A 15970-nucleotide genomic window follows, 5' to 3' on the forward strand; every position below is an offset into this window, starting at 1 on the left:
GCTCAGGCGGCGCGGAGCGCTTCCCAGGCCTTCTGGACGCCGGCCAGCCGTTCTTCGGTGTTGGTCTCGATCTGGGCCTGGGCGTCGAACGAGACGCCGGTCATGTCGCCCCGCCGCCATCGCACGCGCACGTCATAGACGACGCCGCCCAGCAACTGCAGCACCACGAAGCGCGAGGGCAGGGGATAGATCGCCGAAATCTGCAGCCGCGCGCCGCCCTTGCTCAGGTCGACGATCGAGCAGTCGGCCCAGTGGGCCATCTCCTTGCCATAGAACACGCGCGCGCGAAGGCTCGTCGGCTCGCGGGGGTGCTCTCGGCGATCTGTGTAGTCAGGGGCGCTCACGTTGGCATCCTGTCAGGTAAACGCTTTCAGCTGGCTTAATGGCCACGCTTGCCGCTCGACCGCAGCCAAAGCCGAAACCGATGCGATTCCAAAGGCGACGCTTCGTCGCGCCGCCTGAAAAACTTGGGGTGCGAATAGAGATTCCGGGGCGCGCGGCGCCAATCTTCTGTGCATAAGCGCCCGCATGTTGAGCAGGCTCATCAGTGTGCTGGGCGGCCGCGCGCCGGTCCGGTTCGACGACGTGCTGCGCGCCGGGGTCGGCAGTCTGCTGGGGGTGGCTCTAGCCGGGCTGGTCGCGCGGGCGATCTCTGGCGGCGACCTCGGCCTTGGGCCGCTGCTGGTCGGACCGATCGGCGCCTCGGCGGTCCTGCTGTTCGCGGTGCCGGCCAGCCCGCTGGCCCAGCCGCGTTCCGTGCTCGGCGGCAACGTCATCTCTGCGCTGGTTGGCGTGACCTGCGCGATGTTCGTGCCGCAGCCGGCGGTCGCCGCTGCTCTGGCGGTCTCGCTGGCCATCGTGGCGATGATGCTGGCGCGCTGCCTTCACCCGCCGGGCGGCGCCATGGCCCTGACCGCAGTGATCGGCGGTCCGGCGGTCAGCGACCTCGGTTTCGGCTTCGCCCTGGTCCCGGTCGGTCTCTGCTCCTTGCTGCTGGTCATCGCCGCCGTCGGTCTCAACCGTCTGATGGGCCGGTCCTATCCGCACCGCGTGCCCGTCGCCGCCAACCCACACGCCACCAGCGATCTCGCCCCGCAGAGCCGTGTCGGCTACACCGCCGCCGACCTCGATCAGGCCCTGGCCCAGTACGGCGAGTTGCTGGACGTCAGCCGCGAGGACCTCGACGCCCTGTTTCGGCAGGTCGAGCTGGCCGCCCACAAGCGCCTGCACTCGGCGATCCTCTGCGGCGCGATCATGTCGCGCGACGTGATCTCGGTGGACGCCCAGCAGAGCGCGCAGAGCGCTCTGGCCTTCATGAGATCGCACGACCTGCGCACCGTGCCGGTCGTCGACATCCAGGGCAGGGTGGTCGGCATGGTCCGCCGCGCCGAGCTGCAGGCCGCCGGCCAGCGGCCGGTCGAGACCGTGGTCGATCCCTTCGTGCATAAGGTCCGCGAGTCCACGCCCATCGAGGCGCTGCTGCCGTTGCTGTCCAGCGGCGCGGCGCACGAGGCCCTGGTTGTCGATGAAAACCGGGTGCTGATCGGCATCATCACCCAGACCGATCTGCTGGCCGTGCTCTACCGCGCCCACATCGTCGAGACGGTGGTCGCCGAGCGCTCCGCCGCCTGATCGGCGATAACTCGCCAGCAGGACTAGGATTTCCGCTGGTCTGGGCTAGAAACCAGCCTCCGCCCCGTCGTATCGATGACCCTCGTGGGACCAAGCCCCCACGCGTGGGTAGCTCTGTATTTGGAAGGAACCGGCTTTGGATGACGCTCTGCGGCGCGCGGCGCTCGCCTATCACGAGTTTGGACGGCCGGGGAAACTGAGCGTCGAACCCACCAAGCCGATGGCCACCCAGCGCGACCTGGCTCTGGCCTATTCGCCAGGCGTGGCGGCGGCCTGCGAAGCGATCGTCGAAGATCCGGCCTGGGCTGAACGTGTCACCGCCCGCGGCAACCTGGTGGCGGTGATCACCGATGGCACCGCAGTTCTCGGCCTCGGCAACATCGGTCCGCTCGCCTCCAAGCCGGTGATGGAGGGCAAGGCCGTGCTCTTCAAGAAGTTCGCCGGCATCGACGTCTTCGACCTTGAGGTCTCCTCGGCCAATCCCGACCACTTCGTCGAGGTGGTCGCCGCCCTGGAGCCGACCTTCGGCGGCATCAACCTCGAGGACATCAAGGCGCCCGAGTGCTTCTACATCGAGCGCGCTCTGCGCCAGCGGATGAACATCCCGGTCTTCCATGACGATCAGCACGGCACCGCCATCGTCTGCGCCGCGGCTGTCCGCAACGCTCTGACCATCCAGGGCAAGCAGCTCTCCGAGGTGAAGCTGGTCACGTCCGGCGCCGGGGCCGCGGCCCTGGCCTGCGTCGACCTGCTGGTCTCCATGGGCCTGCCTGCCGACAACGTGACCCTGACCGACATCAACGGCGTCGTGCACAAGGATCGCGGCGACCTGACGCCGGAGCTGGCCCGCTACGCCCGCAAGACCGACGCCCGCGCCCTGCCGGACGTGCTGGTCGGCGCCGATATCTTCCTCGGCCTCTCGGCCCCGCGGGTGCTGAAGCAGGAGTGGCTGTCGCTGCTGGCCAAGAGCCCGCTGATCATGGCCCTGGCCAATCCCGAGCCGGAGATCCTGCCCGAGCTGGTCGTCGCCAGCCGTCCCGACGCCATCGTCGCCACTGGCCGGTCCGACTATCCGAACCAGGTCAACAACGTCCTCTGCTTCCCGTTCATCTTCCGCGGCGCCCTCGACGTCGGCGCCACCGAGATCAACGAGGCGATGAAGAAGGCCGCTGCCGAAGCCATCGCCGAACTGGCCCGGGCCGAGGTCAGCGACGTTGTCGCCAGCGCCTATGCCGGCCAGGTCCCGCTGTTCGGCCGCGACTATGTGATCCCCAAGCCGTTCGATCCGCGCCTGATCCTCGAGATCGCACCGGCCGTCGCCAAGGCGGCGATGGACTCCGGCGTCGCCCGCCGCCCGATCGCCGACTTCGAGGCCTATCGCCGCGAACTCGAAGGCTACGTCTATCGTTCGGGCCAGCTGATGCGCCCGGTGTTCGCCCAGGCGCGGGACTGCAAGCGCCGCATCGCCTACGCCGAGGGCGAGGACGAGCGCGTCCTGCGCGGCGTCCAGACCGTCGTCGACGAGCAGCTCGCCCGCCCGGTGCTGATCGGGCATCGCGAGACCATCGAGGCCAAGGTCCGTGAACTGGGTCTGCGCCTGACCCCCGACCGCGACATCGAGATCTTCGATCCCGACTCCGATCCGGCCGTCGAGGAGATTTCGGCCGAGTACCGCGCCATCGTTGAGCGGCGCGGCGTGCCGCCGACCGCCGCCAACCGCCGGGTCGTCACTCGCCCGACCGTGACCGCCGCCATGCTGCTGCGCCGCGGCGTGGTCGACGGCGCCTTGGTCGGCGGCGGCGGCGACTGGTGGCGGCACTTCACCTACGCCACGCCGGTGATCCCGGCGCGGCCGGGGGTCTCGCGGATCTCGGCGCTGTCCGGGGTGATCATGCCCAAGGGCGCGCTGTTCTTCTGCGACACCCACGTCAACGTCGATCCGACCGCCGAGCAGATCGCCGAGTCGACGATCCTGGCGGCTGAGGCGGTGCGCGGCTTCGGCATCACTCCGAAGGTGGCGCTGCTCTCGCACTCCAGCTTCGGCTCGTCGAACTCGCCCTCGGCCCGCAAGATGCGCCAGGCCCTGGCCATCGTCCGCACGCTGGATCCGGGTCTCGAGATCGACGGCGAGATGCACGGCGACGCGGCCCTGAACGAGCAGGTCCGTACTCGCTACATCTCTGGCGGGGCCTTCGCCGGCGACGCCAACCTGCTGATCGCCCCCTCGCTCGACGCCGCCAACATCGCCCTGACCCTGGTCAGCGCGGTGACCGAGGGCATCGAGGTCGGCCCCCTGCTGCTCGGCCTTTCCAAGCCGCTGCACGTGCTCAGCCCGACGGCGACGGCCCGCGGCATCGTCAACATGACCGCCCTGGTGGCCAGCCAGGCCGCGGCCCAGGCCTGACGACGACGGGAGGCGCGCTGCTGCGCGTCTCCCGCCCGCAGTGTGGCCGTTTAGCTCTACCCGGACGGGGCGAAGCCTGCGCTAGTCCGTGCGCGTCCAATTCGGGAGAGTCGCGCCAGTGCCTCTAGAGCTTCCTCCGCTCGTCGACACCGTCGTTGTCGAGGCCGCCCGGCTGCCGCCGTCGCCGACCGACAAGGCGTTCGCGATCGTCACCATCGACAGCGAGGCCATCGCCACCGCGCCGCGCCTGGATGAGGCGCTGACCGCGACGCCGGGCGTGCAGCTGTTCCGCCGGACCTCCAGCCAGGCCTCCAACCCGACCACCCAGGGGATCAGCGTCCGCTCGATCGCCGGCTCTGGGGCCAGCCGCGCGCTGGTGCTGCTCGACGGCGTCCCTCAGAACGACCCGTTCGGCGGCTGGGTGCTGTGGACCGGTCTGCCGACCATCGCGGTTGAACAGGCCCAGATCGTGCGCGGCGCGGGCGCGGGGCCCTACGGCGCCGGCGCGCTGACCGGGACCATCCAGCTATCCGAGCGTACCCGCGTCCCCAGCGGCGGCGAGTACGAAGTGTACGGCGGCGAACGTGGCCTGGCCGGCGCCGCCGCGGCCGGCGCCGTCGGCGACCTCTTCATGGCCGCGGCGACCGAGCGCAGCGACGGCTGGATCCCGCTGGGCGCAGGGCGCGGCGCGGCCGACACCGAGCTCTACTATCGCGGCCTCGGCGGCGCGCTGCGTTGGACGCCGCAGCTCGGCGACCAGCAGCTGGCCGTGCGCCTTTCGGGCTATCAGGAAAAGCGCGGCGCGGGTCTGGTCGGCGCCGACTCCCGCGCCACTGGCGCGACCCTCTCGGCGACCCTGGTCGACCAGCCGGAGGGCGAGGGAACAGGCTGGCGCCTGCAGGGTTGGGTCAAGCGCTCGGACTTCGAGAACCGCTCGGCCGCCGTGGCCGCCGGCCGCAACACCACCACCCCGGCCAGCGAGCAGTACGCGACCCCGGCGATGGGCTATGGCTTCACCGCCGCCTGGCGCCGTGACGCGGCTGACGGAGGCTGGGAAGTCGGCGCCGACGCCCGTATCTTCGACGGCGAGACCCGCGAGAAGTTCCGCTACATGGCCGGGGCCTTCACCCGTGATCGCGTCGCCGGCGGAACCCAGTCGGTGCTCGGCGCCTATGGCGAGGCTTACCGCAATCTCGGCGACTGGCTGCTGACCGGCGGGGTGCGGATCGACCGCTGGGCCACCTATGACGGCCATCGCACCGAACGTGACGCCGCGAGCGGCGCGGTGACCCTCGATAACCGTCCCAGCGATCGCGACGGCTGGCTGCCGACCGGACGGCTCGGCGCGCGCTACAGCGTCTCGGACGACCTCTACCTGCGCGGCGCCGCCTATGCCGGCTTCCGCCCAGCCACGCTCAACGAGCTCTACCGTCCGTTCCGGGTCGGCAACGACGTCACCGAGGCCAACGCCGGCCTGGAACCCGAAAAGCTCTACGGCGTCGAGCTCGGCGTCGGCTCGGAGGGCGACCTGCGTTGGGACGTCACGGTGTTCGCCAACCGATTGGAGGCGGCGGTGACCAACGTCACCATCGGCTTCGGACCAGGGACCTTCCCGATCGCTGGGTTCATCCCGGCGGGCGGCGTGCTGCGCCAGCGCCAGAACGCGGGCGAGGTCGAGGCCTATGGCGTGGAGGCCGAGATCGAACGCCGCTGGGAGAGCGTCTCCCTGCGCCTGGCCGGAGCCTATACCGAAGCCGAGGTCGACGGCGGCTCGGCCGCACCCCAGCTGACCGGCCTGCGCCCGGCCCAGACCCCGCGGCTCACCGCGGCGGGGGAGGCGATCTGGCGTCCGCTCGACGTCCTTAGCCTGCGGGCCAGCGTGCGCTACGAAGGCAACCGCTACGACGACGACCTCAACACCCGCGAACTCTCGGCCGCGACCGAGGTCGATCTGCGGGCCGACTGGTCGGTGTCGCGCGCCGTGACGCTCTACGCCGCCGCCGACAACCTGTTCGACGCCAAGATCGAGACCGCCCAGACCGGCGACGGCCTGGAAAGCTACGACCAGCCGCAGACCTTCCGCGTCGGGTTGATCCTGCGGCGCTAGGCGGCTTCGCCCCAGTCGCGGCTGATCGCCAGCGCCGCTAGGGTGCAGATCGCGCCGGACAGCAGGTAGGCGCCGACCGACCATAGGCCAAAGCGGGTGGCCAGCAGCAGCGCCACGAGCGGGGCGAAGCCCGCGCCGATCAACCAGGCGGAGTTGGCGACGATCGCCGCGCCCGTATAGCGGTGCTCGGGCGTGAACTTGCTGTTGACGATGCCCGAGGACTGGCCGAACGCCAGCCCCAGCAGCACGAAGCCGACCAGCATGTAGAACACCTCGCCGACCGGCCCGGCGTTCAGCAGCTGGGGCGCAAAGCCGCTATAGGCGCCGATCAGCACCGCCGAGACGCCGAGCAGCGCGCGACGCCCGACGCGGTCGGCGATCACGCCGGAAGCGATCACCGCGCCCACGCAGACGATCGCGCCGACGCCTTCGATGATCAGGAAGCGGATCGGGGGTTCGTCGGCGAACAGGGTCACGTAGGAGAGCGGGAACACCGTCACCAGGTGGAACAGCGCGAAGCTGGCCAGGGTGGCGAGCGCGCCCAGCGCGATGGTGCGCCACTCGGCGAACACGGTGGCGAACGGCGGCGAGGGCTGGAGGTCACGGGTCTCGAAAAGCCGCTGGAATTCCGGCGTGGCGACGATCCGCAGGCGGGCGAACAGGGCCACGACATTGATCGCCAGGGCGACGAAGAACGGATAGCGCCATCCCCAGTTCAGGAAGTCGTCGGCCGGCAGCACGTAGAGGAAGTAGCCGAACAGCGCCGCAGCCACGAGCAGGCCCAGCGGCGCGCCGAGCTGCGGGATCATCGCGTACCAGCCGCGCCGTTCGCGCGGCGCGTTCAGCGCCAGCAGCGAGGGAAGGCCGTCCCAGGCGCCGCCCAGCGCCATGCCCTGCGTGAAGCGGAACAGCGCCAGCAGCGCCGCCGACCACACCCCGACCTGATGATAGCTGGGCAGCAGCGCCATCGCCATGGTCGAGCCCCCCAACAGGAAGAGCGCGAGGGTCAGCTTCACGCCGCGCCCGTGGCGGCGGTCGAGCGCAGTGAACAGCAGCGTCCCGAACGGCCGGCCGACGAAAGCCAGGGCGAAGATGGCGAACGCGTAGAGCGTTCCGGTGACCGGATCGACGTACGGAAACACCACTGACGGGAACACCAGCACCGAGGCGATTGCATAGACGAAGAAGTCGAAGAACTCGCTGGTCCGGCCGATGATCACGCCGATTGCAATTTCGCCGGGAGCCACACGGTGCTCTCGTGCGTTGATCAGCGCAGCGTCGCGCTCCAGCGGCGTTGACGTCGATGACGCGGTGACCGGCCCGACCATGCTGCTGATCTCCTATGTCCCTCTGCGTTTCCGAATGGCGGTCGGGCCTTCAGCCGGCTCGCACCCACCCTTGGCTTGAGAGCGGAAGCACGATGCCGCGACAAGGCAATGGCCAATGGGCGAGATCGTTCCCAAGAGGATGGGGGAAGCCGGCGGCCGTGCTGCTCGCGCCGTTGCTGCTGCTTCTGGCCGGATGTTCTCGCGATGTGCTCGATCCGGCCGGCGACATCGCCGTCCAGCAGCGCAACCTGATCTACACCTCGACCGGCCTCATGCTGCTGATCATCGTGCCGGTGATCGTGCTGATCATCGTGTTCGCCTGGCGCTATCGGGCCGGCAACCGCGAGGCGACCTACGATCCTGACTTCGACCACTCGACGTCGCTCGAGCTGGCCATCTGGGCCGGGCCGCTGCTGATCATCATCGCCCTGGGCGCCCTGACCTGGTCGAGCACGCACCTGCTTGATCCGTTCCGCCCGCTGGACCGCATCGCCGCCGGCAAGCCGACGGTCGCCGGCGAGGCGCCGCTGACCGTCCAGGTGGTGGCGATGGATTGGAAATGGCTGTTCATCTACCCCGAGCAGGGGATCGCCACGGTCAACGAACTGGTCCTGCCGGTCGATCGCCAGGTGCGTTTCGACATCACCTCGACCAACATGATGAACACCTTCTACGCCCCGACCCTGGCGGGGATGGTCTATGCGATGCCCGGCATGCGCAGCCAGCTGCACGCCGTCCTCAACCGACCCGGCGATTACGAAGGCTTCTCGGCCAACTACAGCGGTGAGGGCTTCTCGGACATGCGCTTCAGGCTGCGCGGCGTCGACGCCGCCGGCTTCGAGACCTGGGTCGTCCAGACCAAGTCCGCGGCCGCGCTCAGCACCCCAGCCTATCTCGCCCTCGCGAAACCGAGCGAGAAGGTGCCGCCCGCCTACTTTGGTTCAGTCGAGCCGGACCTCTTCCATCGCGTGCTGAACCGCTGCGTGCCGCCGGGCACGCCCTGCATGCACGAGGTCATGGCGAAGGACCGCCAGAAGGGCGGCTCGCACGTCTCGCATGGCGCCCAGCCCGCCGCGCCGCCGCCGGCGCCCGCAAAGCCCGCGCCGGCCGCTCCGCACCCTCACGACACGTCCTTCCTCGAACCCGGCGCGCCCACGGCGCTCGGATGAGCCGGAGATAGACATGCACGAGCAGACCTTCTGGACGATGCTGTTCGGCCGGCTGTCGTGGGAATCCATACCGCTCCACGAGCCGATCCTGCTGGGCACCTTCATCGTCGTGGTGCTGCTCGGCCTGGGGATCCTGGCGGCGGTGACGCGCTATCGGCTGTGGGGCTGGCTCTGGCATGAGTGGCTGACCAGCGTCGACCACAAGAAGATCGGCATCATGTACATGATCCTCGGGATCATCATGCTGCTGCGGGGGTTTGCGGACGCCCTGATGATGCGCGCCCAGCAGGCGATCGCGTTCGGCGGTGCGGAGGGCTATCTGCCGGCCCACCACTACGATCAGATCTTCACCGCCCACGGCACGATCATGATCTTCTTCGTGGCGATCCCGCTGATCGTCGGGCTGGTCAACTTCGTCATGCCGCTGCAGATCGGCGCGCGGGACGTGGCGTTTCCGTTCCTCAACAATCTGAGCTTCTGGCTGACCGTCGCCGGCGCGGTGCTGGTGATGATCTCGCTGTTCGTGGGCGAGTTCTCGCGCGGCGGGTGGCTGAACTACGTGCCGGTCGCCAACATCCAGAACAGTCCGGACACCGGGCCGGACTACTACCTATGGGCCCTGCAGATAGCCGGGGTCGGCACGACCCTATCGGCCATCAACATGGTCACCACCATCATCAAGATGCGCGCCCCGGGCATGACGATGATGAAAATGCCGGTGTTCTGCTGGACCGCCCTGTGCAGCAACGTCCTGGCGATCGCCATCTTCCCGGTGCTGACCGGAGCCTTCGCGCTGCTGATGCTCGACCGCTACGTCGGGATGAACTTCTTCACCAACGACCTCGGCGGCAACCCGATGATGTACTGGAACCTGGTGTGGATCTGGGGGCATCCGGAAGTTTACGTCCTGGTCCTGCCGGCGTTCGGGATCTTCTCCGAGATCACTTCGACCTTCTCGGGCAAGCGTCTCTTCGGCTACTCCTCGATGGTCTACGCCACGGTGGTCATCACCATCCTGTCGTACCTCGTCTGGCTGCACCACTTCTTCACGATGGGATCAGGGGCGAGCGTCAACTCGTTCTTCGGCATCGCCACCATGGTGATCTCGATCCCGACGGGTGCGAAGATCTTCAACTGGCTATTTACGATGTACCGCGGCCGCATCCGTTTCGAGCTGCCGATGATGTGGGTCGTGGCGTTCATGCTGACCTTCGTGGTCGGCGGGATGACCGGGGTGCTGCTGGCCGTGCCGCCGGCCGACTTCGTGCTGCACAACAGCCTGTTCCTGGTCGCCCACTTCCACAACGTGATCATCGGCGGCGTGGTCTTCGGGCTCTTCGCCGGCATGGTCTACTGGTTCCCCAAGGCGTTCGGCTTCAAGCTCGATCCCTTCTGGGGCAAGATCTCGTTCTGGGGCTGGGTGATCGGCTACTGGGTCGCCTGGACGCCGATCTACGTGGTCGGGCTGATGGGCACCACGCGGCGGGTTCGCCACTTCGACGATCCCTCGCTGCAGATCTGGTTCGTGATCGCCGGTATCGGCGCCCTGATCATCCTGGTCGGCATCCTCGCCTTCGTGATCCAGATCGCCGTCAGCATCCGCAACCGCGAGGCGCTGCGCGACACCACCGGCGATCCCTGGGACGGCCGGACCCTGGAGTGGTCGACCACCTCGCCGCCGCCGCCCTACAACTTCGCCTTCACCCCCCGGGTCCACGACCTCGACGCCTGGTACGACATGAAGGCGCTCGGCCACGCGCCGCCGGCTGAGGGCTTCCGCCCGATCCACATGCCGCGCAACACCGGGGCAGGGGTGATCATCTCGGCCCTGGCCCTGGTGCTGGGCTTTGCGATGATCTGGTACATCTGGTGGCTGGCGGCGCTCAGCTTCGTGGCGCTGCTGGTCTATTCGATCGCCCACACCTTTAACTACGACCGCGACTACTACGTGCCGGCCGAGGAAGTGGCGCGGATCGAAGGCGCGCGTACAGCGCCGGGAGCGGCCTGACATGGCGCGCGAAACACTCGAAGCCGCGCCGGCGGTGAACCCGACCTACTACCTCGTCGAGGAAGACGAGCACCACGCCGCCAGCGGCGGCGGCACGCTGCTCGGCTTCTGGATCTACCTGATGAGCGATGCGCTCATCTTCGCCACCCTGTTCGCCACGTACGGGGTCGTCTCGGGCAATTTCGCCGGCGGCCCGTCCCCGCGCGAGATCTTCGAGCTGCCGCTGGTCGCGCTCAACACCGCCATGCTGCTGTTCTCCTCGATCACCTTCGGCATGGGGATGATCGACATGGAGTCCGGCCGCACACGCGCGACCCTGGGCTGGTTGGCGGTGACCGCGCTGTTCGGCTTCGCCTTCATCAGCATCGAACTCTACGAGTTCGCCAGCCTGATCGCCGAGGGCGCCACGCCGCAGCGTTCGGCCTTCCTGTCCGGGTTCTTCACCCTGGTCGGGACCCACGGCCTGCACGTCACCTTCGGCCTGATCTGGATCGCGGTGATGATGGTCCAGATCGGCCAGCGCGGCCTGATCCCGGAGAACCGCCGCCGGCTGATCTGCCTGGGCATGTTCTGGCATCTGCTCGACGTCGTGTGGATCGGCGTCTTCACCTTCGTCTACCTGCTCGGAGTCCTGCGGTGAACGCATCAGACAATCACGTGCACGGCCATGGCGACACCCACGGCCACGGGACGCGGCGGGACTATCTGATCGGCTTTGCGCTGTCGGCGGTGCTCACCGCCGCGCCGTTCTGGCTGGTGATGACCGGGGCGCTGGGCGACCCGCGGCTGACGGCGGGCTGGATCATCGCGCTCGCCTTCATCCAGATCGTCGTCCACACGATCTTCTTCCTGCACGTGAACACCCAGGCCGAGGGCGGCTGGACCTTGCTCGCCCTGCTGTTCACCCTGGTGATGGTGGCCATCGTCATCAGCGGCTCGCTGTGGATCATGTACCACCTCAACAGCAACATGATGTCGATGCCGATGCCGCCCGAGGCCGCAGCCGCCTCGTCATGAAGCGGCGGCTGTTCGCCCTGCTCTGCCTGTTGCTGGCGGCCGGTTTCATGGCGCTGGGCGTGTGGCAGCTCGAGCGGCGCGTCTGGAAGCTCGATCTCATCGCCCGTGTCGAATCCCGCATCCACGCGCCGCCGCGCCCGCTGACGGACCTGACGGTCTTCAGCGACGCCGACGCCTACACGCGCGTGCGGCTGACAGGGACGTTCCAAAACGACCGTGAGACCCTGGTGCAGGCCCTGACCGAGCGCGGGGCGGGCTGGTGGGTGGTGACGCCGCTTCGCACGCCAGGCGGGACGGTGCTGGTCAATCGCGGCTTCGTGCCGGCGCAGTTCCGCGATCCAACGACTCGCCCTGCGCCCGGAAGGACCGTCGAGGTCGTCGGGCTGCTCCGCGCCAGCGAACCGGGGGGAGGGTTCCTGCGCCGCAACGATCCGACCTCCAACCGCTGGTACTCGCGCGACGTCGCCGCCATCGCCCGGGCCCGCGGGCTGGAGCAGGCCGCGCCGTTCTTCGTCGATGCGGAGGCGGGCTCGGGCTATCCGATCGGCGGGCTGACGGTGGTGGCGTTCCGCAACGCTCACCTGGCCTACGCCTTGACCTGGTTCGGGCTGGCGGCGCTGAGCCTGGCCGGCGCGGCGATCGTCTGGCGTTCAGGCGTCGGCCGGCGCGGCGAACCCGCCCGCGCCGTCTAGCGAGGGGTAAGTCCAACCAATTTCTGAGGAAATGGTGGGTGCAGTAGGATTCGAACCTACGACCCGCTGATTAAGAGTCAGCTGCTCTACCAACTGAGCTATGCACCCGTAACCGTTACGCCGTAAGGCTTTGCGGTTGTTTCCCTGGCCGGCCCGAAGAGCGTTTCGCTCGCGGCCCCGCTGGGGAGGCGTCCTGTTAGCGAGTCTCGATCTGCGTTGCAAGCGTCTTTGTCATCCGGCCGGCATCGGACGGAACGTGTAGGGCCCGGTGTGGCCGATATAGTGGTCGAACAGGGTCCAGATCTTCCCGCCCAGCGCCCGCCAGCGATGGCAGAACGAGACATCTTCGCTCATCGCCACGCCGTTCTCATCGGCCAGCGGCTCGAAGCACTGCAGCACGTTCTTGAGGTTCTGGTAGCCGTAGTAGCTGCCCTCGGCGCTGCGATAGAGCGACGGGTCGGCGGCGCGCATCTGCTCGAACACTTCGCGCTTGATCAGCATCAGCCCGGTCGGCGCCGTCTTGGCCTCGTAGAACTCGCCCTTGATCGCGTGCGGCTCGACCAGGTCCACCGGATAGCTGAGCGCGGCGGCGAAGGCGGTGTTCGGATCGTCGTGCTTGCGGGAGGCGGCGTGGAACGCCGCCACGTTCAAGGTCCGCTGCGGATAGATTCCCGCGACCACCGGCTCGTTCAGCGCGATCATCTTTTGCACCACGCCGGCCGGGAAGCTGACGTCGGCGTCGACGAACAACAGGTGCGTATGGTCGGTCTCCAGCACGCGGCTGGCCAGCAGGTTGCGCGCGGTCGAGATGATCACGGCCTTGGTCGATTCCCAGCCCATGGCCGCGCCCAGCATCGCCTGCAGCTCCAGCATGCTGCGGGTGTACTGGCCGGTCACCTGGCCGTTGTAGGTGGGCGTTCCGACCAGAATTTTCATGTGCATGGTCCCTTGCTAGGCCAGCGGCAACTTAGGCAAGTTCACGTCGAGGTCGAGCGGTTTGCACGACGACGATCAGTGGGGGTTTTCATGGCGAGGCGCGACCTCACCGGGGCGGTGGATTTCGGCTATCTCGAAGGCTTCACGGCCGGTGACGGCGACGTGATCGACGAGGTGCTCAGCCTGTTCCGCGAACAGGCGGCGATCTGGGCCACGCTCCTCGACCCAGCCTCGGAGGGCTGGCGCGACGCCGTGCACACCATCAAGGGGGCCGCCCGCGGCGTGGGGGCGTTCCAGCTCGGCGACGCTTGCGCGCACGCCGAGGCCGCGGGCCCCGGCGCGCTGGATGGGGTCAAGGACGCGCTCGATGCGGCGCTGGCCGACGTCGCGGCCTACGCCCACGAGCGGGCGCTTCAGTCGTTACGCACGCCGCGCAGCTGATCCCAGACGCCGAACTCGTAGGCGATGCAGCGGTCGACCAGCGTCCGCCAGACCGGCTCGGCGATCTCTTCGGACAGTCCGGCCTCGCGGGCCGCGGCCTTGACCTTGGTCACCACGTCCTCGATCCGCGCGGTGTCCAGCACCGTGTGGCGCTCGGACTTGATACGGGCAGCGGCGTCCATGTAGCGCTGGCGCTCGGCCAGCATCAGAACAAGCGCGCGGTCCAAAGCATCGACGCCCTTGCGGACGTCGAGCATGGTCTCGCAGTCGGCCGGCAAGGGCCGCTCATCAACAACGATTTTCATGGCCGCTTAGGACTAAATCCCGGCCCCGTTGTCCAGGCTTCTTAGCGCAGCTTCGTGGGCTTCGGCCTCGGCCGCGATCCAGTTGATGAACGCCTTGACCTGCGGCAGGCGGCCCTTGGCCTTCGGATGGACGACGTAATAGGCGAAGTCGACCGCCGTCGCGATCTGCAGCGGGGCGACCAAGCGGCCGGCGTCCAGGTCGGCCTGGGCCAGGGTGCGCTTGGCCAGCGCCACGCCGCGGCCGTTGACCGCCGCCTCAATCACCAGGCTCGACTGGTTGAACCGTGGGCCGCGGGCGCCGTCGATGCCGCGCAGGCCGCGGGCGGCCAGCCACATGGTCCAATCGGGGCACGAATCGTCGGGCTCGGGCGAGCCGTCGTGCAGCAGGATGTGGTTGGCCAGATCGGCTGGTTCGTTCAGCGGGATGCTGGCCGCAAGTTCCGGAGAAAGCACGGGAATCACGGTTTCGCCGATCAGTCGGCGGACCTCCAGGCCCGGGTAGCGGCCGGCCCCGTAGCGGATCGCGACGTCGACCTCGCCGGCGGTCAGGTCGACCAGTTCCAGGCCGGCGGACAGCCACACGTCGACCTGCGGGTGCAGCTCCTCGAATCGGCCCAGCCGCGGCACCAGCCACTTGGCGGCGAACGACGGCGCGGCGGTCAGCGTCAGGCGCCGCCCGTCCACGGCCGCGGTCAGCATCGAGGCGGCTTCGGCCAAGCGGTCGAACGCCTCGCGCAGGGCGGGCAGGGCGGTCTGCGCCGCGTCGGTCAGCAGCAGGCCTTTTGGCGTGCGCTTGAACAGGGCCGCACCGACATAGTCCTCCAGGTTCTGGATTTGCTGGCTGACGGCCCCCGGCGTAACGGACAGTTCGTCCGCCGCCCGAGAAAAATTCAGGTGCCGCGCAGCCGCCTCGAACGCCCGTAGGGCGTTGAGTGGCGGCAATCGGCGGCGCTCCGCGTTACGCTCCATCGAGTTTTCCTGACACCCCCGGCAGAAGTCCTTGGGTTGCGAATTGGCGCTTTCACGACCAATTTGCAACCGTTCGCCGAGGTATTGGCCCTTTTCGTCGGCGGATTATGTGGCGGGGCGGGTGCAAGCCCGTCCCGCTCTCACATTCAAGCTCTGGCGTTTAGAGAACCTAAAAACAATGCCTCACCGCAAGCCCAAAAACGAGAGCGGCCAGCGTCTCGTCGTGCTGGGCGGGGCGCGCCGTCGCGCGACCGGCGCGGTCTGGCTGGTGGGCGCAGGTCCCGGCGACCCCGAGCTGCTGACCATCAAGGCGCTGAAGGCGTTGCAGGCCGCCGAGGTCGTCGTGCACGACGGGCTGGTCACCGACGAGATCCTGGATCTGGCCCCGGCCTCGGCCCGGCGCATCAGCGTCGCCAAGCGCAAGTCGCGCCACTCCTACGCCCAGGACGAGATCAACCGCATGCTCGTCGCCTTCGCCCAGGAGGGCTTGAAGGTCGTGCGGCTGAAGGGCGGCGATCCGTTCATCTTCGGTCGTGGCGGCGAGGAGCTGGAGGCTTGCCGTGAGGCCGGCGTCGAATGCCACGTGGTGCCCGGAGTCACCGCGGCCCTGGCGGCCAGCGCCGACGCCGGCGCGCCGCTGACCCATCGCGGCTCGGCCCAGGCCGTCACCTTCGTCACCGGCCACGCCGCCGCGGGCAGCGAGCCGGATCTGGACTGGGGAAGCCTGGCCAAGGCCAACCAGACCGTCGTGATCTACATGGGCGTCTCCACCGCGGCGGGCATCGCCGCCCGGCTGATCGGCGCTGGCCGCGCCGGCTCGACCCCGGCCCTGGTGGTCGAGAACGCCAGCCGCCCGGACGAGCGCCGCATCGTCACCACCCTGGCCGAGCTGCCGGCCGCCGCCGAGCAGGTCGCTGGCCCGGCTCTGCTGATCGTCGGCGAGGCTATGGCCTTGGCCAAGG

14 protein-coding genes, 1 tRNA gene and 1 pseudogene are annotated in these 15970 nt (G+C 68.6%); 10 read left to right on the plus strand and 6 right to left on the minus strand.

What is annotated here, in order from left to right; all coding sequences use genetic code 11:
* Window positions 1-2 precede the first annotated feature (2 nt).
* Window positions 3-344 carry a PilZ domain-containing protein gene (locus C0481_RS10155; RefSeq protein ID WP_293403271.1) on the minus strand — a complete coding sequence of 114 codons (342 nt, stop codon included), beginning with the start codon at window positions 342-344 and terminating at the stop codon, window positions 3-5.
* A gap of 184 nt (window positions 345-528) precedes the next feature.
* On the opposite strand from C0481_RS10155, the gene C0481_RS10160 reads away from it, so the two are divergent.
* From C0481_RS10160 to C0481_RS10170, 3 genes are all read left to right on the plus strand, one after another.
* The gene (locus tag C0481_RS10160) at window positions 529-1632 is read left to right on the plus strand and encodes an HPP family protein (RefSeq protein ID WP_293403273.1); all 1104 of its coding nucleotides are present in this window, start codon (window positions 529-531) and stop codon (window positions 1630-1632) included.
* Window positions 1633-1768: 136 nt separating this feature from the next.
* On the plus strand, window positions 1769-4036 hold the full coding sequence (locus C0481_RS10165; RefSeq protein ID WP_293403275.1) for an NADP-dependent malic enzyme: 2268 nt from the start codon (window positions 1769-1771) through the stop codon (window positions 4034-4036).
* A gap of 118 nt (window positions 4037-4154) precedes the next feature.
* Window positions 4155-6143, plus strand: coding sequence for a TonB-dependent receptor (locus C0481_RS10170; protein WP_293403277.1), 1989 nt, complete (start codon window positions 4155-4157; stop codon window positions 6141-6143).
* On the opposite strand, the gene C0481_RS10175 is transcribed toward C0481_RS10170, so the two are convergent.
* A complete protein-coding gene (locus tag C0481_RS10175; RefSeq protein WP_293403279.1) occupies window positions 6140-7471 on the minus strand; it encodes an MFS transporter in 1332 nt (443 codons plus the stop codon). The genes C0481_RS10170 and C0481_RS10175 overlap by 4 nt on opposite strands.
* Window positions 7472-7629: 158 nt before the next feature.
* Here C0481_RS10175 and cyoA point away from each other — a divergent pair, with 158 nt between their 5' ends.
* From cyoA to C0481_RS10200, 5 genes are read left to right on the plus strand one after another with little or no spacing between them, the layout of a single operon-like run.
* Window positions 7630-8640, plus strand: coding sequence for a ubiquinol oxidase subunit II (gene cyoA, locus C0481_RS10180; RefSeq protein ID WP_293403281.1), 1011 nt, complete (start codon window positions 7630-7632; stop codon window positions 8638-8640).
* Between the two features lie 37 nt (window positions 8641-8677).
* On the plus strand, window positions 8678-10648 hold the full coding sequence (cyoB, locus tag C0481_RS10185) for a cytochrome o ubiquinol oxidase subunit I (RefSeq protein WP_293403336.1): 1971 nt from the start codon (window positions 8678-8680) through the stop codon (window positions 10646-10648).
* Between the two features lies 1 nt (window position 10649).
* On the plus strand, window positions 10650-11288 hold the full coding sequence (gene cyoC / locus C0481_RS10190) for a cytochrome o ubiquinol oxidase subunit III (RefSeq protein ID WP_293403283.1): 639 nt from the start codon (window positions 10650-10652) through the stop codon (window positions 11286-11288).
* On the plus strand, window positions 11285-11665 hold the full coding sequence (cyoD, locus tag C0481_RS10195; RefSeq protein WP_293403285.1) for a cytochrome o ubiquinol oxidase subunit IV: 381 nt from the start codon (window positions 11285-11287) through the stop codon (window positions 11663-11665). The genes cyoC and cyoD overlap by 4 nt, the downstream gene beginning before the upstream one ends.
* Window positions 11662-12357, plus strand: a complete 696-nt coding sequence (locus tag C0481_RS10200; RefSeq protein WP_293403287.1) for an SURF1 family protein — start codon at window positions 11662-11664, stop codon at window positions 12355-12357. Before cyoD ends, C0481_RS10200 begins: the two co-directional genes overlap by 4 nt.
* A gap of 32 nt (window positions 12358-12389) precedes the next feature.
* Here the strand turns inward: C0481_RS10200 and C0481_RS10205 are convergent.
* Together C0481_RS10205 and C0481_RS10210 are read right to left on the minus strand one after the other, a co-directional pair.
* Window positions 12390-12465: transfer RNA gene (locus C0481_RS10205), tRNA-Lys, on the minus strand.
* Between the two features lie 123 nt (window positions 12466-12588).
* Entirely contained in the window at window positions 12589-13293 is a 705-nt protein-coding gene (locus C0481_RS10210; protein WP_293403289.1) for a hypothetical protein, read from the minus strand.
* Window positions 13294-13383: 90 nt separating this feature from the next.
* On the opposite strand from C0481_RS10210, the gene C0481_RS10215 reads away from it, so the two are divergent.
* The gene (locus C0481_RS10215) at window positions 13384-13734 is read left to right on the plus strand and encodes an Hpt domain-containing protein (protein WP_293403291.1); all 351 of its coding nucleotides are present in this window, start codon (window positions 13384-13386) and stop codon (window positions 13732-13734) included.
* Here C0481_RS10215 and C0481_RS10220 read toward each other — a convergent pair.
* Window positions 13707-14039: a chorismate mutase gene (locus C0481_RS10220; protein ID WP_293403293.1), complete on the minus strand. Its 333-nt coding sequence runs from the start codon at window positions 14037-14039 to the stop codon at window positions 13707-13709. The two genes, C0481_RS10215 and C0481_RS10220, sit on opposite strands and share 28 nt — an antisense overlap.
* 12 nt (window positions 14040-14051) lie before the next feature.
* Complete coding sequence (gene gcvA, locus C0481_RS10225; RefSeq protein ID WP_293403296.1) at window positions 14052-15008, minus strand: transcriptional regulator GcvA; 957 nt, start codon at window positions 15006-15008, stop codon at window positions 14052-14054.
* A gap of 178 nt (window positions 15009-15186) precedes the next feature.
* On the opposite strand from gcvA, the pseudogene cobA reads away from it, so the two are divergent.
* Window positions 15187-15969 (plus strand): annotated as a pseudogene (gene cobA, locus C0481_RS10230) (uroporphyrinogen-III C-methyltransferase); the annotation flags it as partial.
* Between the last annotated feature and the right edge of the window lies 1 nt (window position 15970).

This window comes from Phenylobacterium sp., from assembly GCF_013822795.1.
Classification (GTDB): Bacteria; Pseudomonadota; Alphaproteobacteria; order Caulobacterales; family Caulobacteraceae; genus Phenylobacterium.